Source organism: Streptomyces sp. NBC_01257 (genome assembly GCF_035917255.1).
In the GTDB taxonomy this organism is placed as follows: Bacteria; Actinomycetota; Actinomycetes; order Streptomycetales; family Streptomycetaceae; genus Streptomyces.
The window spans coordinates 7,818,974-7,843,712 of record NZ_CP108472.1 but is presented as its reverse complement, the minus strand read 5'-3'; the positions used below and the strand labels follow the sequence as shown (position 1 = coordinate 7,843,712).

At 71.5% G+C, this 24,739-nt stretch carries 13 protein-coding genes; 8 read left to right on the top strand and 5 right to left on the bottom strand.

Annotated features, from left to right (window positions below; translation table 11 throughout):
* Positions 1–2,265: an alpha-xylosidase gene (gene yicI, locus OG408_RS34210; protein ID WP_326673599.1), complete on the bottom strand. Its 2,265-nt coding sequence runs from the start codon at positions 2,263–2,265 to the stop codon at positions 1–3.
* A 61-nt stretch (positions 2,266–2,326) separates the two neighbouring features.
* Positions 2,327–5,221, bottom strand: a complete 2,895-nt coding sequence (locus OG408_RS34205) for a glycoside hydrolase family 3 C-terminal domain-containing protein (protein ID WP_326673598.1) — start codon at positions 5,219–5,221, stop codon at positions 2,327–2,329.
* Between the two features lie 456 nt (positions 5,222–5,677).
* Here OG408_RS34205 and OG408_RS34200 point away from each other — a divergent pair, with 456 nt between their 5' ends.
* The 7 genes from OG408_RS34200 to OG408_RS34170 all read left to right on the top strand — a co-directional run bounded on the left by OG408_RS34200 (position 5,678) and on the right by OG408_RS34170 (position 16,862).
* Entirely contained in the window at positions 5,678–7,351 is a 1,674-nt protein-coding gene (locus tag OG408_RS34200; RefSeq protein ID WP_266785299.1) for an extracellular solute-binding protein, read from the top strand.
* Between the two features lie 100 nt (positions 7,352–7,451).
* Complete coding sequence (locus OG408_RS34195) at positions 7,452–8,579, top strand: ABC transporter permease (RefSeq protein ID WP_326673597.1); 1,128 nt, start codon at positions 7,452–7,454, stop codon at positions 8,577–8,579.
* Positions 8,576–9,547, top strand: a complete 972-nt coding sequence (locus OG408_RS34190; protein ID WP_266785295.1) for a carbohydrate ABC transporter permease — start codon at positions 8,576–8,578, stop codon at positions 9,545–9,547. The genes OG408_RS34195 and OG408_RS34190 overlap by 4 nt, the downstream gene beginning before the upstream one ends.
* Before the next feature lie 61 nt (positions 9,548–9,608).
* Positions 9,609–11,858: a 1,4-beta-glucanase gene (locus OG408_RS34185; RefSeq protein WP_326673596.1), complete on the top strand. Its 2,250-nt coding sequence runs from the start codon at positions 9,609–9,611 to the stop codon at positions 11,856–11,858.
* Between the two features lie 22 nt (positions 11,859–11,880).
* On the top strand, positions 11,881–13,857 hold the full coding sequence (locus OG408_RS34180; protein ID WP_326673595.1) for a beta-galactosidase: 1,977 nt from the start codon (positions 11,881–11,883) through the stop codon (positions 13,855–13,857).
* Positions 13,854–16,106 (top strand): glycosyl hydrolase family 95 catalytic domain-containing protein, encoded by a 2,253-nt coding sequence (locus OG408_RS34175; RefSeq protein ID WP_326673594.1) that lies wholly within the window; start codon positions 13,854–13,856, stop codon positions 16,104–16,106. The genes OG408_RS34180 and OG408_RS34175 overlap by 4 nt, the downstream gene beginning before the upstream one ends.
* Before the next feature lie 42 nt (positions 16,107–16,148).
* Positions 16,149–16,862 carry a GH12 family glycosyl hydrolase domain-containing protein gene (locus tag OG408_RS34170; protein WP_266785287.1) on the top strand — a complete coding sequence of 238 codons (714 nt, stop codon included), beginning with the start codon at positions 16,149–16,151 and terminating at the stop codon, positions 16,860–16,862.
* Positions 16,863–16,926: 64 nt separating this feature from the next.
* Here OG408_RS34170 and OG408_RS34165 read toward each other — a convergent pair whose 3' ends face one another.
* The 3 genes from OG408_RS34165 to OG408_RS34155 form a co-directional block, all read right to left on the bottom strand.
* The gene (locus OG408_RS34165; RefSeq protein ID WP_266785285.1) at positions 16,927–17,934 is read right to left on the bottom strand and encodes a LacI family DNA-binding transcriptional regulator; all 1,008 of its coding nucleotides are present in this window, start codon (positions 17,932–17,934) and stop codon (positions 16,927–16,929) included.
* Between the two features lie 311 nt (positions 17,935–18,245).
* Positions 18,246–20,327: a pectinesterase family protein gene (locus tag OG408_RS34160; RefSeq protein WP_326673593.1), complete on the bottom strand. Its 2,082-nt coding sequence runs from the start codon at positions 20,325–20,327 to the stop codon at positions 18,246–18,248.
* Between the two features lie 100 nt (positions 20,328–20,427).
* A complete protein-coding gene (locus OG408_RS34155) occupies positions 20,428–21,402 on the bottom strand; it encodes an arabinan endo-1,5-alpha-L-arabinosidase (RefSeq protein WP_326673592.1) in 975 nt (324 codons plus the stop codon).
* A 608-nt stretch (positions 21,403–22,010) separates the two neighbouring features.
* Here OG408_RS34155 and OG408_RS34150 point away from each other — a divergent pair.
* Positions 22,011–24,722, top strand: a complete 2,712-nt coding sequence (locus tag OG408_RS34150; protein WP_326673591.1) for a cytochrome P450 — start codon at positions 22,011–22,013, stop codon at positions 24,720–24,722.
* Positions 24,723–24,739 lie beyond the last annotated feature (17 nt).

The window sequence follows — 24,739 nt, the reverse complement described above, 5'->3', positions numbered from 1 at the left end:
CTAAAGCGTCACCGTGCCCGTTCCCTCCCCCGTGGCTCCCGTCGTCTCCGCGACCACGCGGTACGGGCGGTCCGTGCCCTCGGCGGTGACGGTCAGGCTCTCCCCGTCCCGGACGATCCGGAACACGGCGGCGGTCTCGCCCGTCAGGTCCGGCACCACGACCGGCCGGCTGTCGTCGCCGGCGCCGAAGACGCGCAGCGTGAGCCCGTCCAGCCAGTCGCTGTCGGGGCGCTGGTCGTCCGCGCCCCAGGGGAGCACCGCGCCGGGGCGCACCAGGACCGGCAGGCTGTCGAAGCCGTGGGTCTCGTGGCGCCACACCGGCCCGGTGACCGTCTCGCCGGTCAGCAGGACCGTCCAGGTGCCCTCGGGGACGTAGTACTCGACCTGTCCGTCCTCCGTGAAGACGGGCGCGACCAGCAGGTCGGGGCCGAGCATGTACTGGCGGTCCAGCATCCGGGTCGTCGGGTCCCCGGGGAACTCCAGCAGCATGGGGCGCATCATCGGGATGCCGGTGCGGTGGGCGGTGGCCGCCGCCCCGTACAGGTACGGCATCAGCCGGTGCTTGAGCAGGGTGAACTTCCGGGCGACGTCCACCGCCTCCTCGCCGAACGCCCACGGCACCCGGTAGGACACGTTGCCGTGCAGCCGGCTGTGCGAGGACATCAGGCCGAAGGCGAGCCAGCGCTTGAAGACGGCCGGGTCGGGGGTGCCCTCGAAGCCGCCGATGTCATGGCTCCAGAAGCCGAAGCCGGACAGCGAGAGGGAGAGCCCGCCGCGCAGCGACTCGGCCATCGCGGTGAACGAGGCGAAGCAGTCGCCGCCCCAGTGCACCGGGTACTGCTGGCCGCCCGCCGTCGCCGAGCGGGCGAAGAGGACCGCCTCGCCGTGACCGCGCTCCTTCTCCAGGAGTTCGAAGACCGTGCGGTTGTAGATCTGTGCGTAGTAGTTGTGCATCCGCTCCGGGTCGGAGCCGTCGTGCCAGACGACGTCCGTGGGGATGCGCTCGCCGAAGTCCGTCTTGAAGCAGTCGACGCCCTGGTCGAGCAGGACCCGCAGTTTGCTGTTGTACCACTCGCACGCGGCGGGGTTGGTGAAGTCGACCAGGGCCATGCCCGGCTGCCAGAGGTCCCACTGCCAGATGTCGCCATTGGGCCGGCGCACCAGGTGGCCCAGTTCGGCGCCCTCGGCGAAGAGCGCGGACTTCTGGGCGATGTACGGGTTGATCCACATGCTGATCCGCAGGCCGCGTTCCTTGAGCCGGGCCAGCATGCCCTCCGGATCGGGGAAGACCTCGGGGTCCCACAGGAAGTCCGACCACTGGTACTCGCGCATCCAGAAGCAGTCGAAGTGGAAGACGGACAGCGGGATGTCGCGTTCGGCCATCCCGTCGACGAAGGAGGTGACGGTCTCCTCGTCGTACGAGGTGCAGAAGGACGTGGTGAGCCACAGTCCGAACGACCAGGCCGGCGGCAGGGCGGGGCGGCCGGTCAGTGCGGTGTAGCGGGCCAGCACCTCCTTGGGCGTCGGCCCGGCGACGATGTAGTACTCCAGCGACTGGTCCTCGACGCTGAACTGCACCTGGCCGACCGACTCCGAGCCGATCTCGAAGGAGACCTTGCCGGGATGGTTGACGAAGACGCCGTAGCCGCGCGAGGAGAGGTAGAACGGGATGTTCTTGTAGGCCAGTTCACTGCTGGTGCCGCCGTCGGCCTGCCAGATGTCGACGGTCTGGCCGTTCTTGACGTACGGCGTGAAGCGCTCGCCGAGTCCGTAGACGTTCTCGCCCACGTCCAGGGCGAGTTGGGCGACCATGTGGTGGCTGCCGTCCGGTGTGGTGGCGAAGGCGGTGCCCTTGGCGTCGACGCCGGTCAGCCGGTGGCCCTCGGCGTCGAGGAAGCTCAGGCCCCAGGGTCCGTCGCCGTCCATGCGCAGGGTCAGCGGGCCGCTGGTGAGTTCGGTGACCGCCCCGTCCCGCCGGGTGCGGGCCCCGGCGGCCGCCGGGTCGAGGCCGGGCAGCGCGAAGTCCGGTCCGCGGTGGACCCGTCCGGCGTGATGGGTGGCCCGCACGCCGATGACGCCCTCGGCCGGGGAGAAGCAGTCGACCGTGATGAGCGGGGTGTTGAGGGTGTCGCCACGCTCGGCGACACGCTTGACCGCCGCGTGGGCGGTGAACCGGTCGTCGCCGACGCGCAGATCGCGGATCTCGGTCGCGTAGGAGGCGCGTACGCCCTCACGCATGAGCCAGAAGCCGTCGGTGAACTTCATGCGGACTCCTTGCCGGGGGCAGCCGGCGGGACGGGGACAGGGGTGCGTGGAGCGGCCGGGTTCACTCGTCGTCCCCGGTGAAGCCGATCCGGGCGAGGCGGACCGTGCCGCGCAGCGTGACGCGCAGATCGCCGGTGCCACGGGCGCTCAGCGCGGCCGGCACGGTGCGGTGGTCGTACGGTCCGGAGGTGGCGGCGACGGGGACGGTGACCGTGGTCCCGCCGACGGTGACCAGGACCTCCCCCTCCCCCGCGGCGGACACCTCGATCCCCCGCACTCCGGCCGCGAAGTCGCAGCGGCGGTAGAGGAGTTCGTTGCTCTCCGCGACGGCGGTGACGGCGTCGCCGTCCGTCCTCGTCCGGTCGGTGATCTCGGTGCCCAGCTGCTCGTCGTAGTCGGCCGCGTCCAGACCGCGGGCCAGGACCGGCCGCGGTCCGGAGGGTTCGCCGTCGACGGTGACGACGGCGACGGTCCTGATGTCGGTGCTGGAGGCACCCGCCTGGATCTCGTACGCGCCGGGCTCGACCGTCCAGCGGCCGTGCGCGACGTCCCAGTGACCGAGCTCGGTGACCGGGACGGTGAAGTCCACGCGCTCGGCGGCGCCGGGTGCCAGGTGCAGCCGGCGGTGGCCGGCCAGCTGGCGCAGCGGCCGGACGACGGACGGGGCCACCGCCCGTACGTACAGCTGGGCGACCTCGTCGGCGGCGACGGTGCCGGTGTTGGTGACGGTGAGCGAGACGCTCAGCCGGTCGCCCTCGCGGTCGGCGGTCAGGGAGCTGTAGGTGAACTCGCTGTAGGAGAGGCCGTGGCCGAACGGGTAGAGCGGGGTGCCCTCGTAGTAGAGGTACGTCTGCCGGGAGCCGATGATGTCGTAGTCCAGCAGGCCGGGCAGCTCCGCGTCGGAGGTGTACCAGGTCTGCGGCAGCCGGCCGGCCGGGGAGACGTCGCCCGCCAGGACGCGGGCGAGCGCGGTTCCGGCGGACTGGCCGCCGTGCGCGGTCCACAGCAGGGCGGGGAGCGTGGCCGCCGCGTCGGTGAGGGCGTACGGGTAGGCGGAGGTGACCGCGAGCACGGTGCGCGGGTTGGCGGCGTGGGCGGCGCGCCAGAGGCGTTCCTGCTGGGCCGGGAGGTCGAGGGTGGTGCGGTCCTCGGTCTCGCGGCCGTTGATGTGCGGGTCGTTGCCGGCGACCACGATCACCGTGTCGGCGGCGGCCGCGGCGCGGGAGACGGCGTCCTCGCCCCGCTGGGTCACCTCCAGCTCGAAGACCGTCCCGGCGGCCGGAACCGAGCCGGAGGCTCCTTCGCCGGGGCCGGAAACTTCTTCGCCCGGCGCGGCAACCTTTACGCCGTCGGCGGCGACAGAGACATACCTACCCGTTCCCACGTGCAGAAGGCGGTGCCCGCCCGCATGCCCCTCCGCCGCCTCCAGACGGAACGTCTCCTGGACGATCCAGCCGCCCGGCTCGTCCGCGGAGGCGCGTACGTACCCGTCCTCGGCGACCGAGAGATAGCTGCCGGCCGGTTCCCGCAGGGTGATCACGCCGTCGCCCCAGTCGACGAGCGCCAGCTCGGACGGGGTGTCGCCGCAGGTCAGCGGGGGCAGGTCGGTACGGCCCGCGAGCAGCGCCGGGTCGAGGGCGCCTTCCGCGCCGCGCACCGGTTCCGCGCCCGCCGCCGCCTCGGGAATCCGCAGCCAGCCGTCCGCGCACCTCAGCCGGACCAGGTCGGCGCCCTCCTCGAAGACGACGTGCTCCGCGCCGAAGCGTTCCCGGAGGCCGTCCAGCGGGGTGGAGCGGTGGATCAGCGTGCCGCTGTACCAGTCGAGTTTGCAGGCGTCCGCGAGGAGTCCGACGACGGCGACGGTCTTGCCTGCTGCGGGGTCGAGCGGCAGCAGGCCCTCGTTCCTGAGCAGTACGACGGCCTGCTCGGCGGCCTCCAGGGCGAGCGCCCGGTGCTCCTCGGTGTCGAAGTCGGCGGTGTCCGCGTACGGGTCGAGCTCCGGGTCGAACTCGCCGAGCGAGAAGCGCAGTTCGAGCAGCCGGCGGACGGCGGTGTCGATGTCGTGCTCGTCGAGGAGTCCGCGTTCCAGGGCGCCCTTGACGCGGCCGGTCATGACGGACGAGTCCTGGCCGTGGTCGGTGAAGCTGTCGACACCCGCGCGCAGCGAGGCGGCCGTGGCCTCCTCGTGGGTGTCGAAGTAGTGCTCGGAGTCGACGAGGTTGGACGGCGCCCCGGCGTCCGAGCAGACCACGAGGGACCGGTCGGTCCAGGCGCGCAGCTGCTGGGACAGGAGCGGCGAGAGGTGGTTGGGCCGCCCGTTGACCAGGTTGTACGCCGGCATGACCCCGGCCACCGCGCCCGCCCGCACGGCGTCGCGGAAGGCCTTGAGGTCGTACTCGTGCAGGACCCGCGGGCGGACGGAGGACGAGGCGGTGTCGCGGTCGGTCTCGTTGTTGTGGGCGAGCCAGTGCTTGAGGACGGGGGCGGTCCGCCAGTAGAGCGGATGGTCGCCGCGCAGTCCCCGGGTGTACGCGACCGCGATGGCGGAGGTCAGTCCGGCGTCCTCCGAGTACCCCTCCTCGCCGCGCCCCCACAGCGGGTGGCGCAGCAGATTCACGGTAGGGGCCCAGACGTTGAGGCCGACGCGGTCGTCCTGGGCGCGCTTGGCGCGGACCTCGTTGCCGACCGCCTCGCCGACGCGGCGCACCAGTTCGCCGTTCCAGGTGGCGCCCAGCCCGACGGCCTGCGGGAACATCGTCGCCGGCCCCATCCAGGCGACGCCGTGCAGGGCCTCCTGCCCGGTCCGGAAGGCGCCGAGCCCGAGCCGGCCGACCGCGGGTGCGAACTGGTGCAGCATCGCGATGCGCTCGTCGAGCGTGAGCCGCTGAAGCAGATCGTCGACGCGCTTGGCGAAGGGCAGCTGCGGGTCGCGGAAGGGCTGCGGTTGTTCCGTCACGTGCGGGTCCCCTTGGAGAGGTGGGAGGTTTTCCGGTGCCAGTGCCTCGTGCGAGCGGCCGAGGAGCCTCGGAAGATCTTTCGAAGCGCTTCGATGCTCTGTGGCCAACCCCGCACGTGTCAAGGCCTCGCACCTGACCTCCGTACGCCGCACGCCCCCATTGCGCCGGGAAACGGTTCGGAAACAGGTCGGAGGAATCTCGAAACGGACTCTTGTGCGGCAAGGGACCTTCACTTAACCTCGCTGCAACATCGAAGCGCTTCGACAGAGTTTCGATGGGGCGCCCGGCGCCCGTGATTTCCCGGGACGGCGACAGGTTCTGCCGCCCGGCTGTTGAACCGCTTCACCTGGGGCCGGTCACACCGGCCCAGCCAGCAACGCCCCACCTCAGACACAGGAACCGAACGGCGGTCGCCCGCCACGTGTCGTCCTGGTGCGCCTCGAAGGGTTGACGCAATGACGCCGAATTCCTCCCCCTCCTCCACGGCTCCGAGCCGGAGAAGCTTCCTCGCCACGGGCGCGGTCGCCGCCGTCGCCGTGGCCGGCGGGGTACCGCTGCTCGCCGCGTGCGGCGGCTCCGGCTCCGGTTCCGGGAGCAAGGAGGGCGCGACAACGGGCAAGGCCCTCAAGAAGGTTGTGCCGTCCTACGCCCCGCTGAACCTGGTCCAGCCCGATGTCGCGAGCGTCAACGGTTCGAGCCCCGGCTTCACCAAGCTGCCCGACCCGCTGGTCGTCTCGGTGAAGTCGGTCCCCGGCAAGGGCTCGAAGTTCCGGGTCATGACGCCGCTGTGGGGAACGGTCCCGAAGAAGAACAACCCGTACTACACGGCCGTGAACAAGGCCGTCGGCGCCACGCTCGACTTCGACCCGCAGGACGGCAACACCTACCAGGACAAGATCGGCGCGGTCCTCGCCGGTTCCGACATCCCGGACGTCATGACCATCCCGGGCTGGAACATGGTGGGCCAGATCCGCAACGCGATCAGCGCCAAGTTCGCGGACCTGTCCCCCTTCCTGGCGGGCGACGCCGTCAAGAAGTACCCGAACCTGGCGAACATCCCGACGGGCGCCTGGCAGTACTCCGTCTTCGGCGGCAAGCTGCGCGGCCTGCCCATGCCGACGCCGGTCATCGGCAACGCGATCTTCTACCGCAAGGACCTGATCGGCTCCGGCGCCGTGCCGGCCAGCGCGGACGACCTGCTGGCCTTCGGCAAGGAGTACACCGCTCCCAAGAAGAAGGTGTGGGCCTTCGACGACCTCTGGACCTGCATCCAGAAGATCTACGGCCTGCTGCCCGACGCGCCGCACTACTGGCAGCTGGAGAACGGCAAGCTGGTCCACAAGATCGAGACGAAGGAGTACCGCGAGGCACTCGCCTTCGCCCGCAAGCTCCACGACGGCGGGTACGTCCACCCGGACGCCGAGGCCAACAAGGACGCCGACGCCAAGATCCGCTTCACCAGCGGCCACGTGGTCATGTACAACGACGGCACCGGCGGCTGGAAGGGCATGGTCACCGAACAGGCCACCGCCAACCCGAAGTTCGACATGCAGGCACTGGACTTCTTCAACCAGGACGGCGGCAAGCCGGTCCTGTGGCAGGACGACCCGGCCGGCATCTTCACCTTCCTCAGCAAGAAGCTCTCCAAGGCGCAGATCGAGGAGTTCCTCGCGATCGCCGACTACGCGGCGGCGCCGTACGGCACCGAGGAGTTCATGCTCACCAACTACGGCGTGAAGGGCACCCACTACACGCTGAAGGACGGTGCGCCGACCTTCACCCCGCAGGGTGTCCAGGAGGCGCAGCCCTCCACCTTCCTCTTCCTCGCCTCGCCCCCGACCTCCATCGCCTACCCGGACCAGCCGCAGCTGGCCAAGGACTACGCGGGCTGGATGGCGCGCCAGGCCCCGAACGTCAAGAAGCCGCTCTTCTTCGGCATGCAGGTCGTCGAACCGCAGCGGTACGCCTCCCTGTACACCCCCTTCGACGACCTCCAGAAGGACATCCGCCGGGGGCGCAAGAAGGTCAGCGACATCGACGAGGCCGTCAACACCTGGAAGAAGAGCGGCGGCGACAAGCTGCGCGACTGGTACCAGGACATCCTCGACAAGAACGGCTCCGGCAACTGACGCGTACGAGGCACAGCAGCCGTACGCAGGACAGCACGAGGGCCGCCGGGCGCACGACCCCCGGCGGCCAGGGCGGAGAGCACGACATGGGGAGCACACGGTGAAGCCACGGGCCACGGTCGCGACCGACCCGGACCGCACCGCCGACGGGGCCGACGCCCCGGCCGGAGGCGGCGGTGACGGAGACGGAAAAAGCGGCAGGGAGGACAGCGTCGGAAGGGCGGGCGGGGCGCGGACGACCCGCAGCCGCCGTACCCGTTCGCCGAGGAACGGACCGGCGAGGGCCGGGACCGGATCCGGACCGCAGGCGGGCGGCATCACCTGGCGGCAACGGCTGCGGCGCGACCGCACCCTGGTGCTGATGACCCTGCCGGCCATCGCCCTGCTGCTGATCTTCAACTACATCCCGCTGCTCGGGAACATCGTGGCCTTCCAGGACTACGACGTGTACGACCTGGGCATCACCGGCAGTCCCTTCGTCGGCTTCGACAACTTCACCCGGATCTTCGAGGACTACCGCTTCTGGGAAGTCCTCATCAACACCCTGGTCATCTTCGTCACCCAGCTCGTCCTGTTCTTCCCCATCCCGATCGCCATCGCACTGCTGGTCAACACGATCATGAGCGCACGGGTGCGGGCCTGGGTCCAGGCGGTCGTCTATCTGCCGCACTTCTTCTCCTGGGTGCTCGTCGTCACCGTCTTCCAGCAGATGTTCGGCGGCGCCGGGCTGGTCGCCCAGTGGCTGCGCGAGCACGGCCACGAAGGCTTCGACCTGATGACCAACCCGGGCTTCTTCAAGTTCCTGGTCTCCGCCCAGGCGGTCTGGAAGGACGCGGGCTGGGGTGTGATCGTCTTCCTCGCCGCGCTCGCCGCCGTCAACACCGATCTGTACGAGGCCGCGGCCGTGGACGGCGCCGGCCGGTGGCGCCGCATGTGGCACGTCACGCTGCCCGCGCTGCGTCCGGTCATCGCGCTCCTGCTCGTCCTGCGGGTCGGCAGCGCGCTCAACCTCGACTTCGAGCAGATCCTGCTCCAGCGCGACCAGGTCGGCGCCGGAGCGTCCGAGATCCTCGACACCTACATCTGGTGGACGGGCATCAAGACCGGCGACTTCGGCTACGCGGCCGCCGCCGGCATCTTCAAGGGGCTGTTCAGCGTCGCCATGGTGCTGGGTGCCAACAAGGTCGCCCACATGCTGGGCGAGCAGGGGGTGTACTCCAAGAAATGACAACTCTCCTGGAACTCGAGAAGGACCCTGCCGGACCCGCGCCGCGCGCGGAGACCCCGCTCCAGCGTGCCCTCCGGACGGAGCCGCGTCCGGTGTGGGAGGAGGAGCCCACCAAGGCGGGCCTCGCCTTCAAGGGCTTCGGCCTCGTCGCGATCTGCGCGGTCGTGATCGTCCCGATCTGGGTGGTGCTCGTCACCAGCCTCTCCGACACCAAGGCCATCAACGACGCGGGCGGACTGGTCGTCTGGCCCAGGAGCATCACCTTCGTCGCGTACAAGGAGCTCCTCAGCGGGGGCGCGGTGACGCGTGCGGCGGCCGTGAGCGTGGGCCTCACCGTCGTCGGCACCGCGGTCAGCATGGTGGTCTCGATCCTGTGCGCGTACGGGCTGAGCCGCCGCGACTCGTACGCCCACCGGCCGCTGCTGATGACGCTGATGGCGACGATGTTCTTCGGCGCCGGCCTCATCCCGACCTATCTGCTGGTCACCGGCATCGGGCTGAGCGACAGCTACTGGTCGATGATCCTGCCCAGCGCGATCAGCGTCTTCAACGTGCTGGTCCTGCGCGGCTTCTTCATGGACACCGCGCCCGAACTCATCGACGCGGCCCGCATCGACGGGGCCGGCGAGTGGCGGATCCTGCTCCAGATCATCATGCCGCTGTCGCGTGCGGTGATCGCCGTGATCTCGCTGTTCTACGCGGTGGGTTACTGGAGCCAGTGGTTCAACGCGATGCTCTACATCCAGGACAGCGAGAAGTACCCGCTGCAGATGATCCTGCGTCAGCTGGTCCTCCAGCACCAGGTGCCGCCGGGTGCCATGGGCGCGGCGGTCAGCAACGGGTCGATCAACAGCCTGGCCGTGCAGATGGCCGTCATGATCCTCGCCCTGATCCCGGTCGCGATCCTGTCGCCGTTCGTCCAGAAGCACTTCCAGAAGGGCATGCTCACCGGCGCCGTGAAGGGCTGATCCGCCCCGCGGCCCCCGCTCCCCCTGTCTCCCCTCCCCCCGTCCGGAAGGTGTTCTCGCCATGCGCGATTCCAGCGCGCCCACGCCCCGTCGCAGAACCGTGCTCGCGGGGGCGGCCGTCGCCGCGGCCGCGGTCGCCCTGCCGGCCGCCGGCCCCGCCTCGGCCGCGGCGGGGCACCACCACGCGGACGGCGGCGCCGAACCGCACCGCTGGCGGACCGCAGCGATCGGCGGGACGGGTTTCGTCACCGGGCTGCTGTTCCACCCCTCCGTGAAGGGACTGGCGTACGCCCGCACCGACATCGGCGGCGCCTACCGCTGGGACGGGGCGAAGGCCCGGTGGACCGCGCTCACCGACCACCTCGGCTGGGACGACTGGAACCTCCTCGGCATCGAGGCGCTCGCCGTCGACCCGGCGCACCCGGACCGTCTCTACCTGGCCTGCGGTACGTACGCCCAGGACTGGGCCGGCCCCGGCGCGGTGCTCCGCTCCGAGGACCGGGGCGCGACCTGGCGGCGGAGCGACCTGACGGTGCGGCTGGGCGCCAACGAGGACGGGCGCGGGGCCGGCGAGCGGCTGCTCGTCGATCCGCGGGACAGCGACACGCTGTGGCTCGGCACCCGGCACGACGGGCTGCTGCGCTCCGCCGACCGGGGTGCGACCTGGGCGCCCGTCGACTTCCCGGCCACCGCGTCCGCGAACGGGCAGGGCGTGATGTTCCTCGCCGCCGCGGGCCGGGTGGTCTACGCGGGCTGCGGCGACGGGGGCGCCGCGCTGCACCGTACGGACGGTTCAGGCGGCTGGGAGGCCGTGCCCGGGCAGCCGTCCGGGAGCGCGGCGGTGAAGGTGCCGGTCCGGGCGGCGTACGACGCCCGCGACCGGGCGCTGTACGTCACCTACGCGGACGCCCCGGGCCCCAACGGCCAGTCCGACGGTTCGGTGCACCGGCTCGACACCGTGACGGACACCTGGCGCGAGGTCACCCCGGTGGCTCCGGACGCGGCGGCCGGTGACGGCTTCGGCTACGGCGGTGTCGCCGTCGACGCGCGCCGGGCCGGGACGCTCGTCGTCACGACGAACAACCGCTGGTCGCGGATCGACACGGTGTTCCGCTCCACCGACGCCGGCGCCACCTGGGCGTCGCTCAAGGACACCGCGGTCCTCGATGTCGCGGAGACCCCCTATCTGCGCTGGGGCGGGGATTCGGCGAAGTTCGGCTGGTGGATCCAGACCGTGGCCGTCGACCCGTTCGACTCGCGCCACATCGTCTTCGGGACGGGCGCAACGGTCTTCGGGACGCGGGACCTGGTCCACTGGGCCCCGGAGATCCGGGGTCTCGAGGAGTCGTCCGTACGGTTCCTGATCGCCCCGCCGGGCAAGGGCGCCCGGCTGCTGAGCGGCCTGGGCGACATCGGGGTGATGTACCACGACTCGCTGACCGCGTCCCCGTCGCGGGGCATGGCGTCGGACCCGGTCTTCGGCACGGCCACGGGTCTCGCGCTCGCCGCGCTGAAACCCTCGTACGTCGTACGGACGGGCTGGCCGTCGGGCTCCACGGCGGCCGGGGCGTCCTCGGACGACGGCGGCAGGACCTGGCGGCCGTTCGCGGCCCAGCCGGAGATCGCCGCGTCGGCCCCCGGGCCGGTCGCGGTCTCGGCGGACGGTTCGGTGCTGCTCTGGTCGTTCGTCCACTGGGACGGCACCAAGTACCCGGCCCACCGGTCCACGGACGGCGGAGCGACCTGGACCGAGGTCGCCACCTTCCCGAAGGGCGCCGCCCCGGTCGCCGATCCGCTCGACCCGCGGCGCTTCTACGTCTACGACACCGACACCGGCGCGGTCTTCCACTCCGCCGACGCCGGTGCGACCTTCGCCCGCGGCGCGTCCGGACTCCCCTCCGGGGACGTGCAGTTCAAGGTGGCGGCGGCGCCCGGCCGCAGCGGTGACCTGTGGCTCTCCGCGAAGGACAACGGACTGTTCCGCTCGACGGACGGCGGGCTCACGTTCACGGCGGTGGCCGGCTGCCAGGCCTCGCACGCGCTGGGATTCGGCAGAGCGGCGCCGGTGAAGGGGCGAAAGCGGCCCGGTGCCGGCTATCCGGCGGTCTTCCAGACGGGACGGGTCTCCGCGACGCACGACGGCGTGGCCGTGCTGCGTTCGGACGACGCGGGCGCCACCTGGGTCCGGATCAACGACGACTCCCACCAGTGGGGGTGGACCGGTGAGGTGATCACCGGCGACCCCCGCGTCCACGGCCGTGTCCACCTGGGCACCAACGGCCGCGGCATCCAGTACGCAGAACCCGAATAGGCACGAAGGAACGAGAGACGCCATGCCGTCCCTGCGCGACGCGGCCCGTGGCCGCATCCTCTTCGGAGGCGACTACAACCCCGAGCAGTGGCCCGAGGAGGTGTGGGAGGACGATGCCCGGCTGATGAAGGAGGCCGGGGTCAACTCCGTCACCCTCGGCGTCTTCTCCTGGGCCAAGATCGAACCGCGCCCGGGAGCGAGGGAGTTCGGCTGGCTGGACCGGCTGATGGACCTGATGCACGCGAACGGCATCGGCGTGGTGCTCGCCACCCCGACCGCGTCCCCGCCGCCCTGGATGGGGGCGCGGCACCCGGAGACGCTGCCGCGCGCGGAGGACGGCTCGGTCGTCTGGTACGGCTCGCGCCAGCAGTTCTGCGCCAGCTCACCCGTCTACCGGCGCTACGCCGCCGCGCTCACCGAGGACCTCGCCTCACGGTACGCGGACCATCCGGCGCTCACCGTGTGGCACATCAACAACGAGTACTGCACGCACTGCTGGTGCGACGAGACGGGCGCCCACTTCCGCCGCTGGCTGCGCAGCAGGTACGGCACGGTGGACGCGCTCAACGAGGCCTGGGGCACCGCCTTCTGGAGCCAGCGCTACGACTCCTGGACGGAGATCCTGCCGCCGCGCAAGGCGCAGTACATGAAGAACCCGGCGCAGGTGCTGGACTTCAAGCGGTTCACCTCCGACGCGCTGATGGAGTGCTACGTCGCCGAGCGGGACATCGTCGCCCGGCACACCCCGCACATCCCGGTCACGACGAACTTCATGCCGCTGTGGTCGGGTCAGGACGCCTGGGCCTGGTCGGCGCAGGAGGACATCGTCTCCGTCGACATCTATCCGGACCCCCGGGACCCGCAGGCCGGTCAGTACAACGCGATGCTCGCCGACATGACGCGCTCGCAGGCCGGCGGTCCGTGGATGCTGATGGAGCAGGCGGCGGGGCCCGTCAACTGGCGGGGCGTCAACCACCCCAAGCCCGAGGGCCTGAACCGGCTCTGGTCGCTGCAGTCCGTGGCGCGCGGCGCCGACGCCGTCTGCTACTTCCAGTGGCGGCAGTCCCGGCAGGGCTCGGAGAAGTTCCACTCCGGGATGCTCACCCACGCCGGTGAACACGGCCGCACGTTCCGCGAGATCAGGCGACTGGGGGCGGAACTCGCCCTGCTCGGACCGGCCGTCGGCGGCGGTGACGTGCCCGCCGATGTGGCCGTCCTGCACGACTGGGACTCCTGGTGGGCGGGCGCCCAGGAGGGCAGGCCGTCCTCGCTGCTGGACTACACCGAGGTGGTGCAGCGCTGGCACCGGGCGCTGTGGGAGAACGGCGTGGTCACGGAGTTCGCCCGCCCCGACGCGGACCTGAGCCGGTTCAAGGCGGTCGCCGTCCCGCACCTGTACCTGCTCGACGACGCCGCGGTCGACAACCTGGTCGCGTACGCGCAGGGCGGCGGGCGGCTGGTCTGCGGCTTCTTCAGCGGGATCGCGGACGTGGACGACCGCATCAGGCCGGGCGGCATGGACGTCCGGCTGCGTGAGCTGTTCGGCATCCGCACCCTGCACGAGTGGTGGCCGCTGGACGCCGGTGCGACCGTGGCCTGCGACGGCTTCGAGGGAAGCCTGTGGTCGGAGGAACTGGAGGCGTCGGAGGGCACCGAGGTGGTCGCCTCCTACCGTGACGGCGAGCTGGCCGGGCTGCCCGCGGTGCTGCGCAGGGGCCGGGCCCACTACCTGTCGACGCTGCCGGAACCGGCGGCGCTGCGGGCGCTGCTCGGTGACGTGGTGCGGGAGGCCGGCGCGGAGCCGGTGCTCGCCGGACTGCCCGCGGGTGTGGAGGCGGTGCGCCGCGGCGGTCTTCTCTTCCTGCTGCACCACGGCCGCGAGACCGTCACCGTGGAGGTGCCGGGCACGCACGAGGACCTGTTGACGGGGCGAACCGTCGAGGACCGGGTCGAGCTGGGCCGCTACGGCGTGGCCGTGCTGCGGAGCGCCGCGCCATGACCCTGCGCGCGGACATCGACGGCACGTGGGAGCCGAGCCCCGCGACCCGCTGGGAGGACGCCTTCCTCGGCGGCAACGGCCGGCACGGCGCGATGGTGTACGGGGATCCGGCCGACGACCGGGTCATCGTCAACCACCACTCGCTGGTCCGGCCCAACGGCAGCGAACACGCCCGCCCGCCGGAGCTCGCGGACCGGTTGCACCAGATGCAGAGCGCCCTGCTCACCGGGGACACCACGGCCGCCGAACGGTTCGGGGCGGGGCGGCCGCTGGTGTGGGTCCAGCCCTTCCACCCGGCGTTCCAGACCCGGATCCGCCCCACACCCGGCGCGTCGGCCGGGTCCGAGGACGGGGGTCCGCCGGCGGGCTACCGGCGCACGGTCGACTTCACCACGGGCGAGATCACGGCCGTGTGCGAGGGCCGGCGCAGCCAGGTCTTCGTCTCCCGCGCCGACGACGTCATCGTCCAGCGGGTCACCGGCCCCGGCCTCGCGGTGGATCTGACCCTGGACCACGCGCTGCCCGGCGCCCCGCCCCGGCTGGCCATCGGGCGCGGCACCGCGCTGACGCCGGGCGGCGGCCGGCTGGCGCTGCGGGTGGGCTACCCGGACAGCGACCTCGCCTACACCGGGGTGACGGTGGTGCGGGCGGACGGCGGCCGGGTGACGGTCGCGGGCGAGGGCATCCGGATCGAGGGGGCCCGGAGTCTGCTGCTCCTCACCCGGGTGCACCGTCACGCGAGCGGGCCTGCCCCGGCCGCGGAGTCCGCCGCGCTGCCGCAGGACGACTACCCGGCGCTGCTCGCCCGGCACCGCGCCCTGCACCGCCCGGCCTTCGAGCGGTCCGCCCTGACCCTGGACGCCGATCCGGCCGAACGCGCCTTGCCCGGGAGCGAGTTGCTGCTCCGGCCCGGCAGCCCCGCTCTTCTGGAGCGGCTGTTCGCGGCGGGGCGCTACCACCTGCTCTCTTCTTCGGGTGTGCTGCCGCCCCGGCTGACCGGTCTGTGGACGGGTGACTGGAACACCGCCTGGTCGGGGGCGTTCACCACCAACGCCAACCTCAACCTCCAGATCGCCTCGGCGGCCGCTGCCGCGCTGCCCGAGGTGTCCCGGGCCCATGCCGCCCTGGTGTACGGGCAGCTGGCCGACTGGCGGGACAACGCCCGGGCGATCTTCGGGGCGCGGGGCATCGTCGCCCCCTCCCACACCGACGGCGAGTCCGGGCACACCCGTCACTACCAGCGCGCCTACCCGCTGCATCTGTGGACGGCGGGCGCGGACTGGCTCCTGGAACCGCTGATCGAGGACGCCGAGACGAGCGGGGTGACGGACCCGCGGCTGGTCGACGCGCTGCACGAAGCCGCCCTGTTCTACGAGGACTTCCTGACCCGTACCGCCCCGGACGGCACGGTGGCCGTCGTGCCGTCGTACTCGCCGGAGAACCGTCCGGCCAACGCGAGCTGGGGGACGGTGAACGCGACGATGGACATCGCGGCGGCCCGGCACGCGCTCACCGCGTCGGCCGGCCGCTCCCCCACCCATCCGGCCTCCGCACGGCGGCGGGCGCTCGCCGCCCGGCTCCCGGCGTACCGGGTCAACGAGGACGGGGCGCTCGCCGAGTGGGCGTGGCCGGGCCTGGCGGAGACCTACGACCACCGCCATCTCAGCCACCTCTACCCGGTGTGGCCGCTGGACGCGATCAATCCGTACGACACCCCGGAACTCTCGGCCGCCGCGCACCGCGCACTGGAGCTGCGCGGGTCGGAGAACGACTCCGCCCACGGCCATCTGCACCATGCGCTGATCGCCGCACGGCTGCGGGACGGCGCCCGGGCCTCGGCGGCCCTGGACGCCGTGCTCGCGGGCGACTTCTTCCACGACTCGCTGATGAGCGCGCACTATCCGTCCCGCAACGTCTACAACGCGGACGCGGCTCACGCCCTGCCCGCCGCGGTGATCGAGTCGCTGGTCCAGTCGACACCGCACCGGCTGGTCCTGCTCCCGGCCCCTCCGGCCGGCTGCCCGAGCGGCGAACTGCGCGGTGTGCGGACACGGTTCGGCGCCGGACTGGACCTGCGCTGGTCCGCCGACGGCACCGCGACCGCGGTGCTCCACCCCACCCGTGACGCCCGCGTGGACGTCCGTACGGGCCATGGCAGCACCCTCACCGGTTCCTCCGCCGGAACCCCCTCGGCCCCGCTGGAGCTGACGGCCGGCGTGGACCGCGTCCTCGAACTGGGGCCGCGGTAGCACTCCCCCCACCCCATCCCCCCACCATGGAAAGGGACAACCATGGCACGACGTACCCGCACACTCAGCAGGTTCGTACTGGCCCCGGCCACTGCGGTGGCCGCCCTCATCGGTTTCGCCGCCGCCCCCGCCCAGGCCGCGATCTGGTCCTCGTCGGACCAGTGGGGCAACTACACCACCTCCGACGGCTACACCCTCTACAACAACATCTGGGGATCCGGCGCGGGTTCGCAGTCGATCTGGGCCAACTCATCGGCGAACTGGGGGGTGTCGGCGAACCACCCGGACACCGGCGGCATCAAGTCGTACCCCAACGCCAAGAAGGTCGTCGGCAAGTCCCTCACCTCGCTGTCGTCGCTCACCAGCACGTACAACGTCACCGTCCCGTCGTCGGGTGCCTACAACACCTCGTACGACATCTGGGACAGCGACTACGACTACGAGGTCATGCTCTGGGTCAACTACAACGGCGCCGTGGGCCCGCTCGGCACCCCGCAGGGGAACCTCACGCTCGGCGGTCACACCTGGACCGTCTACAAGGGCGACAACGGGGCCAACCAGGTCTTCTCGTTCCTGCGCACCTCGGACTCCACCGCGGGCACGGTGGACATCCTGCCGATCCTGAAGTGGATCAAGGACACCAAGGGCTGGTGGGGCGACGAGACCATCGGTGACGTCCAGTTCGGCTACGAGATCACCTCGTCACCGGGCGGCCTCGACTTCACGACCAACGGATTCGGTGTCTCCTCCAGCTGATCCGTACGCGCGCGTGAGCCGGTCCCCGCGCGGGGGCCGGCTCACGCGCACACGTGTACCGGGGCTACTTCGGTGCGGGTCCCGTGCTCTCGCGCACCGTCAGTTCCGGTGCCAGCAGCTCGACTTCGTCCGTTCCGCGGCCGGAGAGCTTGGCGACGACCTGCTCGACCGAGCGGCGCCCCATCTCCTGCGCGGGAATGGCGACGGAGGTGAGCCGCACGGAGGCCTGCGAGGCCACCTGTTCGGGGCAGATCGCGACCACCGACACGTCCTCGGGCACCGCCCGGCCCTGCTGGCGCAACAGGTTGAGCAGGGGTTCCACCGCCGACTCGTTCTGCACGATGAACCCGGTGGTGCCGGGGCGCTCGTCGAAGATCCGCGCCAGGGTCTGCGCCATCGCGGGATAGCCGCCCTCGCAGGGGCGGTGCAGCACGCGCACTCCGGTCTCCCGCGCCTTGGCGCGTATGCCGTCGACCGTCCGCTCGGCGAACCCGGTGTGCCGCTCGTACACCGCGGCGGCCTCGCCGATCACGGCGACCTCCCGGTGGCCGAGGTCCGCGAGGTGTTCCACGCACAGGGCGCCGGTCGCCTCGAAGTCGAGGTCCACACAGGTCAGCCCGTCGGTGTCGGCGGGCAGCCCGATGAGCACGGCGGCCCGGTCCGTCTCGCGCAGCAACGGCAGCCGCTCGTCGTGCAGTTCGACGTCCATGAGGATCATCGCGTCGGCCAGCGAGCTGCCGGCGATGCGCCGCACCGCCGCGGGGCCCTCCTCACCGGTGAGGAGCAGGACGTCGTAGCCGTGGGTGCGGGCCGTGGTGGCGACCGCGATGGCGATCTCCATCATCACGGGGACGTACATGTCGGTCCGCAGCGGCACCATGAGCGCGATGATGTTCGACCGGCTGCTCGCGAGCGCCCGCGCGCCCGCGTTCGGGTGGTAGCCGAGCTGCTGGATGCTCAGCTCCACCCGCTCCCGGGTGGACACCGAGATGGACCGCTTCCCGCTGAGGACGTAGCTCACCGTGCTCGCGGAGACTCCGGCGTGCTGGGCGACCTCGGCAAGGGTGACCATTCAGCTCTCCATCAAGGGACGTCGTCGGACACCGGCGGGACACCGGCGCGGAAATCGGCCTGCACCGGCAATCTCGGTCAGATGTGGCGAAGCGCTTCGACTTCGCTCGATCCGCCTGTGACATGCACGGATGATGCGAGCCTAGACCTGCTCGCACAGCGTGTCCAGAGTGCTGTCGAAGCGCTTCGACTCACTGGGAGTCCCGACCGTCGGCCGCCCGGGGACGGCAGTGGCGGCAGCCGTCCCGGCTACCGCCACGATATGCCCGCCGCCCCGCCCGCAACATCGGCGGGACCGGAGGTTTCCCCGGCTCAGGAGGCCGAAGGGGTCCAGCCGCCCAGCCAGTCGGCGATCTCCTGCCCGGCCGCTTCGCCGTCGCCGAGCTGCGGCCGGTCGCTGCCTGCCGTCCCGGCGCCCGGTCCGTCGTTGCGGTACTCCGCGAACCGGTCGTCCTTCCAGGAGAAGCCGCTCATGTCCGTCCAGGGCGCCGGCCGGATCGCGGCGCTCAGGGTGGTGTCGCGGACGGTGGTCATCGGGTCGAGCGTGGCGTCGCCCCCGGCGTGCCAGGGACGCCCGAGGTAGAAGGTGGCCGCGGAGACGTCGCCGTTGACCGTGGAGTCGTTGATGAGGAAGCCCTTGCGGCCTGCGGCGGTGCTCGGGGCGGTGATGTATCCCGCGGAACTGCCGTCCCAGCGCTTCTTCAGGGTGATGACCGAGGCGTCGATGACGGCGCTCGCCCTGCCGAAGACGAAGTCGACGTTGCCGACGACATAGGAGTCGGTCATGTAGACCCGGCCCAGCCTGTCCTTGGCCGCGGTGTCGAGCAGCAGCGTGTCCTGGTCGCCCTCGGTGATGATCGAGTCGAGGAACACCTGGTCGGCCGCGGTGCGCAGCGCGACCGCCTGCAGTCCGTTCAGGTCCTGGTGGGCGGCCTCGTCGAAGTCGTTGGCGATGGTGAGTTTGCGGGCCTGGAAGCCGTCCGCCTCGGCGGCCACGGTCGCGCTGCCGCTCGTACCGTACGTCCCCGATCCGTCGGGCTTCTGGGTACCGGAGGCGTTGTCGTACACGATGACGGTGCTCCTGCGGCTGGGACCGGTGCCCTGGAGGGTGACGTTCTTCTTGGTCGAGGGGATCTTGACAAGTTCGCGGTAGGTGCCGGGCGCGATGGCGATGACGACCCGGGAGGTGTTGCCGGCGGGCACCGCGTTCACTGCGGCCTGCACGGTGCGGTACTGACCACTGCCGTCCTGGGCGACGGTGAGCGTGGCCGCGGCGGCCGCCGCGGCGGCCGCGGTCGTGGCGCGCGGCCCCGCCCCCGCCTTCACCAGCGCGGGCACGTCGGCGGCACTGTCGAGGGCGTACGGGTAGAAGGTGTGCGGGTCGAAGGAGGTGCCGCCGCCGCTCTCGTTGCGTCCGCTCGTGCCGCTGAAGACGCTGCCGCGCTGGACGAGGGTCGCGGTGCCGTCCCGGGTGACGGGGTTGTTCAGCCCCTCGAACCAGCTGTTCTCCAGGACCATGTTCGTGCGGCCCCGGGCGTAGTTGCCGTAGCTGCTGGTGATGTCGGTGCCCGGGTCGTCCTGGAGGAGGTTGTTGTAGAGGTGGGCGTGGGCCACGTTGTCGGTGGACGGGTTGCGCTGCTCGGTCTCGTGGAACCAGTTGTGGTGGATCGTGATGTCGGCGGTGGTGTTCTCGGTCCAGCCGATGCCGAAGGCCTTGTTGTCGTGCTGGAGGCGGTTCCAGGACACGGTGAGGTACGTGGTGTCCTTGCGGCTGTCGATCAGGCCGTCGGCCATGTTCCGCAGGTCGTTGTGGTCGATCCACACGTGGTGGGCGCCGTCCATCTGGATGGCGTCCCAGTCGTGGTCCTTGTCGTTCCAGGTGCCGGCGTAGGAGTCCCGGATCGTCAGATTGCGGATGATGACGTTGTGCACCCCCTGGCCGAGGAAGAACCCGCCGCCGACGATGTGTCCGGAGGTGCCGGAGCCGATGATCGTCTTGTCCGATGCGACCTTGATCTCCTTGCCCTTAGGGTCCATGGTGATGGCCGCCGCGACGACGATGACGTACGGCTGCGCCGCCGTCGCGTACTTCTCCAGGTCGGCGAGGGTGCGCACGGTGACGGTCGCACCGCCGCGCCCGCCGTACGTGCCGTCCTGTCCCAGGGCGTCGACCGAGGCGAATCCGTCGGCCGCCTCGTCTGCCCGGACCGTGGAGGCGGCCGCGGCGGGACCCGGAGCGCTCTGCGCCACGGGCCGGCCGGCCGCCGAGGTGGCGGTGAATCCGGCCACGAGGGCGGTGGCTACCGCTGCCGCAAGCGCCAGTCGGGTTCTGCGGTGGCCGCTGCCTGCCGGCCTGTGGGGGGCGTGCTGTGCCGTTCGGCGATCCGCTGTCATGACCTGAACCATTCCCGTTGAGGAGTTGTGGCGTTCAGGTACTGGTTGCCGCCGGAGACCGCGGGGTTGCCGGGGCCGGGCACCCGGTGCGCGCGGGTGGTCAGTACGCGACGGGCCAGCCGCTGCTCCAGTTCAGGAGGTTGACGCCGAGCTTCGGGGTCCCGCCGTCCTGGCCGTCGTAGTAGTGGTAGACGAGCAGGTCGCCGTCGGAGTCGGCCAGCACCGACTGTCCGCCCGGTCCGATGTAGCGGCCGTGCGACTCCAGCACCGCGGTCCCGCCGTTGTTGAGCATGTTCACGCCGTCACGGTCGTAGTACGGCCCCGTCACGCTCGCGGCGCGGCCGACCCTGACCTTGTACGTGGAGCTCGTGCCCGCGCAGCAGGTGTCGTACGAGGCGAACAGGTAGTAGGAGCCGTTCCGCTTCACCACGGTCGGTGCCTCGACGGCCCTGGTCCCCGTGGGGCGGGAGGCCAGCGAGCGGCGGGCGGTGTCACCGGCGTCCTGTTTGCCGGTGGACGGGTCGATCCGGATCATCTTGATCCCGGTCCACCAGGAACCGAAGGACAGCCACCACTTCCCGTCGTCGTCCACGAAGAGGCTGGGGTCGATGGCGTTGTAGTCGCTCGACGCGGTGGAGGTGTACACCGTGCCGTAGTCGGTCCAGCTGCCCGGCTGCCCGGTGGCGGAACCGGCCAGCCCGATGGCCGAGGTGTTCGAGCCGAAGGACGAGACCGCGTAGTACATCAGGTACTTGCCGCCGTGGAACGAGATGTCCGGCGCCCAGGGATCGGAGTCCGCGGAGTAGTTCCTCCACCAGGCCGGCGGGGTGGCGAAGGCCGATCCGGAGCGGCCGAAGGCGGTGCGGTCCGTGGAGGTGCGCAGCTGGACGCCGTCGCCCGTCGAGTAGAGCAGGTACTGCCCGGAGGCCGTCCGGACCATCGAGGGGTCGTGGACGACGACGTCGCCGGTGACGGTCCCGGGGTTGGGGTAGGCGGACGCGCTGCCCGGCACCAGGGCCAGGAGGAGCGCGGCGGGGAGGGCGGCGAGGGTCCTGCGGCGGAAGGTGCGGCTCATGGGGGGGCCTCCTGCGTTCGGCTCGGAGCGGACCGTGCACCGGGGGAAGTGGAGTGCGTGCACGCGTAAGGCAGTTGCCGCCGCGGGGCGGGAGGTTGCCGCACGCCTCGCGTCCGCGTCCGGGGCGCCCCCGCCCGGACAGCGCCGTGATCAGGTGCCGGGCGCCGGGTCGCCGCACCGGCCCGGCCGTTCCGCCCGGCGGGACGCGCGCGTGTACAGCCGCCGAGCATCGCACTTAGCATCCCGGACGTCGGAAGGTTCCGCGAAGGGGGAGTTCGGATCATGCTGGCGCATTCCTTGACAGCTCAGAGCCCGTGCCGGACGGCCGTCCGCGGCCGTCGCCGGTGTTGCACCGCCCGCTGATCCCGCCGCTCCACGACGCCCCTCGCACGGGCCGGACGATCCGCGCCTCCGTGCCTTCCGTACCGCCGTGCCGTCCGCGTCCCTGCCGGTCCTCCTGTCCTTCTTCGCTCCCCCGGCCGCTGCGGGCCACCGGGGAGGCTCCCGTCATCCCTCCTCCCACGCCGCCGCCTGCTCGTCGCCCGCGAACGCCTGCGCCGGTTCCACCGGCGCGCTGACGTCCAGTGCGCCCGAAGAAAGGATTCACTGTGCCGGAGTCATCGGATCCGGAGATCACCGAGTTCTTCCTGCCGGAACTCCCCCGCCTCCTCCCCTACGTCTACCACCCCCAGGCGGCCAAGCTGGAGATCGCCTCGAACGGCTGGGTACGCCGCCAGCTGGGCGACACCTTCGCCGGCGAGGAGGACCTGCTGTACTTCCTGCGCCAGCGCAACGGCATCTACGGGCCCCTCACCGTGCCGGAGGCCACGGACCAGCGGGCGCTCGACATCGCCGACTGGTACCAGTACGTCACGGTGATCGACAGCTTCGTCTCGGACCGCTCCGCCCTGGGTGCGAGCGCGGACGCCGCACGGGCCGTGTTCGCCCGCATCCTCGGTGACTTCGACACCGACGTCGAGGCGGACGAGGCGTTCCCCTACGGCCGGGCGGGCCAGGACCTGTGGCGGCGCATCAGCCCCGGGCTGAGCCCCGCGCAGATCGGCCGCTTCGGAGCAAGCCTGGAGGCCTTCCTCCGCGGCTGCGCCACCGAGATCCACGCCAAGCTGACCGACCGGGTGCCGGACTACGAGGACTGCCTGACGGTACGTCTGGAGAGCTTCGGGTGCGACTTCATCGAGCTGATGACGGAGTACGGCGCCGAGGTCGACATGACGGAGCTGATCCCGGAGTTCACCGAGGTCCATCTGCACTGCCGCCGCCAGATGATCATCATCAACGACCTGCTGTCCTGGCGCAAGGAGCACGCCCAGGACGACAAGATGACGGTGGTCAGGGTCCTCACCGAGGGCGAGGGCCTCAGTCTGCAGCAGGCGGTGGACCGCCTCTGCGATCTGGTGGAGGAGCACGAGAAGGCGTACATCGCCGCCCGCGACGAGATCCTCGGCGGAGCGCTCGGGGAGCGCGAGGACGTACGGCGCTATCTACGCGGCCTCGACCATCTGATGGGCGGCAGCCAGGAGTTCGAGTACCTGACGCCCCGCTACTTCGGCGACGGCTCGGTCTGGGACGGTACGACGTCCGGCTGGGTGGACCTGAACGCGGAGGTCACCCGCTTCCGGGACCGCCCGCACACCCCGGCGGAGGACGCCGACGGCGCCGGGACAGCCGGCCCGGGCGACACCGGCCGCGCGACGGCCCCGGAACCGGAGGGCGTCAACGCCGTAGCCGAGGACGCAGCTCCGGACTCCGGGGCCGCCCCCGCGCGGCCCACGGCCGACGACCGGGCGGCCATCGCGCGACTGCGGTCGATCGTCTCGCCGGGGACCGAGCGCAGGTCCGGGGGCGACGGCCAGGAGCCGGACGCCTCCGAGGCCGGCGGACCGGGCAGGCGCCCCGCCCGGGGCGCCACCCGCACCGAGCCCTGGAAGGTGGTCACCGCGCCCGGCGCCCTGCCGGTGCTCGGCCACGCGCTCCCGCTCTGGAGGCGGCCGCTGGAGTTCCTCGGCGGGCTGCCCACCGACGCCGACCTCGTCGAGATCAGGCTCGGCCCGAAGAAGGCCTACCTCGCGCACAGCCCCGAACTCGCCCAGCAGGTGCTCACCGACTCGCGCACGTTCGACAAGGGCGGTCCGCTCTTCGAGAAGGCCAGGCTGCTCGTCGGCAACGGCCTCGTGAGCTCCGAGTGGGCGCCGCACAAGCGTCAGCGCCGGCTGCTCCAGCCCGCGTTCCACCCGAGCCGGGTGCCGGGCTACATCGGCCTGATGGGCGAGGAGCTGGAGGAGGAGCTCGCCGCGTGGGAGCCCGGAAAGGCGCTGGACGTCAGCGACACGATGCACGGGCTCACCCTCAAGATCACCGCGCGGACCATGTTCGCGACCACCGCGGACCGGCGGGCGATCGACGAGGTCGCGTACTGCATGCCGGTCATCATGCGCGGCGTCTACAAGCGGATGATCGCCCCGACCGGACTCCAGGAGAAGCTGCCCACCGCCCACAACCGGGACTTCGAGCAGGTGCGGGTACGGATGCGCCGGCTGATCCGGGAGACCGTCGAGGCGTACCGCACCGGGGACTCCGAGGACACCGGCGACCTGATGTCCATCCTCGTCAACACCCGTGACGAGGAGACCGGGGAGGGGCTGAGCGACGAGGAGATCCACGACCAGGTCATGACCCTGCTCATCGGGGGGACCGAGACCACCGGCAACACCATGGCCTGGGTCTTCCACACGCTCGCGACCCACCCGCACATCGAGGAGCGGCTCCACGAGGAGCTCGACACCGTGCTGGCGGGCCGGGTGCCCGGATTCGGGGACCTGCACCGGCTGCCGTACACGGGCCGGGTCATCACCGAGACCCTGCGCATGTACCCGCCGGCGTGGCTGCTGACCCGGGCCACGACTCGGGCGACCGAGCTGGCGGGGCGGTCCATCGACGCGGGGACCATCGTCCTGTACAGCCCGTACGCGCTGGGGCACAACCCGGCGATATACGCCGACCCGGACACCTTCGACCCGGACCGCTGGCTGCCCGAGCGCGCCGAGGGTCTGCCGCGCGGCTTCAACCTGCCCTTCGGCGGCGGCAGTCGCAAGTGCATCGGCGACACGCTGGGCGCCGCGGAGACCATCATCACGCTCGCGGGCATCGCCGCCCGCTGGCGGCTGCGGACCGTCCCCGGCACCAAGGCGGGCACCGCGGTCCCCCGGGCCTCGCTCGGGACCGGCCCGCTGCCCATGGTGCCCGAGCGCCGCGACCGGGTCTCCGGTCCGGCCGGCCTCACGCTGTCGAGCGCCCGGTGAGCACCGGACGCAGGACC

Bases quoted from the DNA above. Each gene is read 5' to 3' on its own strand.
- yicI (WP_326673599.1), bottom strand. From the start codon at position 2,265: ATGAAGTTCACCGACGGCTTCTGGCTCATGCGTGAGGGCGTACGCGCC.
- OG408_RS34200 (WP_266785299.1), top strand. From the start codon at position 5,678: ATGACGCCGAATTCCTCCCCCTCCTCCACGGCTCCGAGCCGGAGAAGC.
- OG408_RS34190 (WP_266785295.1), top strand. From the start codon at position 8,576: ATGACAACTCTCCTGGAACTCGAGAAGGACCCTGCCGGACCCGCGCCG.
- OG408_RS34185 (WP_326673596.1), top strand. From the start codon at position 9,609: ATGCGCGATTCCAGCGCGCCCACGCCCCGTCGCAGAACCGTGCTCGCG.
- OG408_RS34180 (WP_326673595.1), top strand. From the start codon at position 11,881: ATGCCGTCCCTGCGCGACGCGGCCCGTGGCCGCATCCTCTTCGGAGGC.
- OG408_RS34175 (WP_326673594.1), top strand. From the start codon at position 13,854: ATGACCCTGCGCGCGGACATCGACGGCACGTGGGAGCCGAGCCCCGCG.
- OG408_RS34170 (WP_266785287.1), top strand. From the start codon at position 16,149: ATGGCACGACGTACCCGCACACTCAGCAGGTTCGTACTGGCCCCGGCC.
- OG408_RS34165 (WP_266785285.1), bottom strand. From the start codon at position 17,934: ATGGTCACCCTTGCCGAGGTCGCCCAGCACGCCGGAGTCTCCGCGAGC.
- OG408_RS34160 (WP_326673593.1), bottom strand. From the start codon at position 20,327: ATGACAGCGGATCGCCGAACGGCACAGCACGCCCCCCACAGGCCGGCA.
- OG408_RS34155 (WP_326673592.1), bottom strand. From the start codon at position 21,402: ATGAGCCGCACCTTCCGCCGCAGGACCCTCGCCGCCCTCCCCGCCGCG.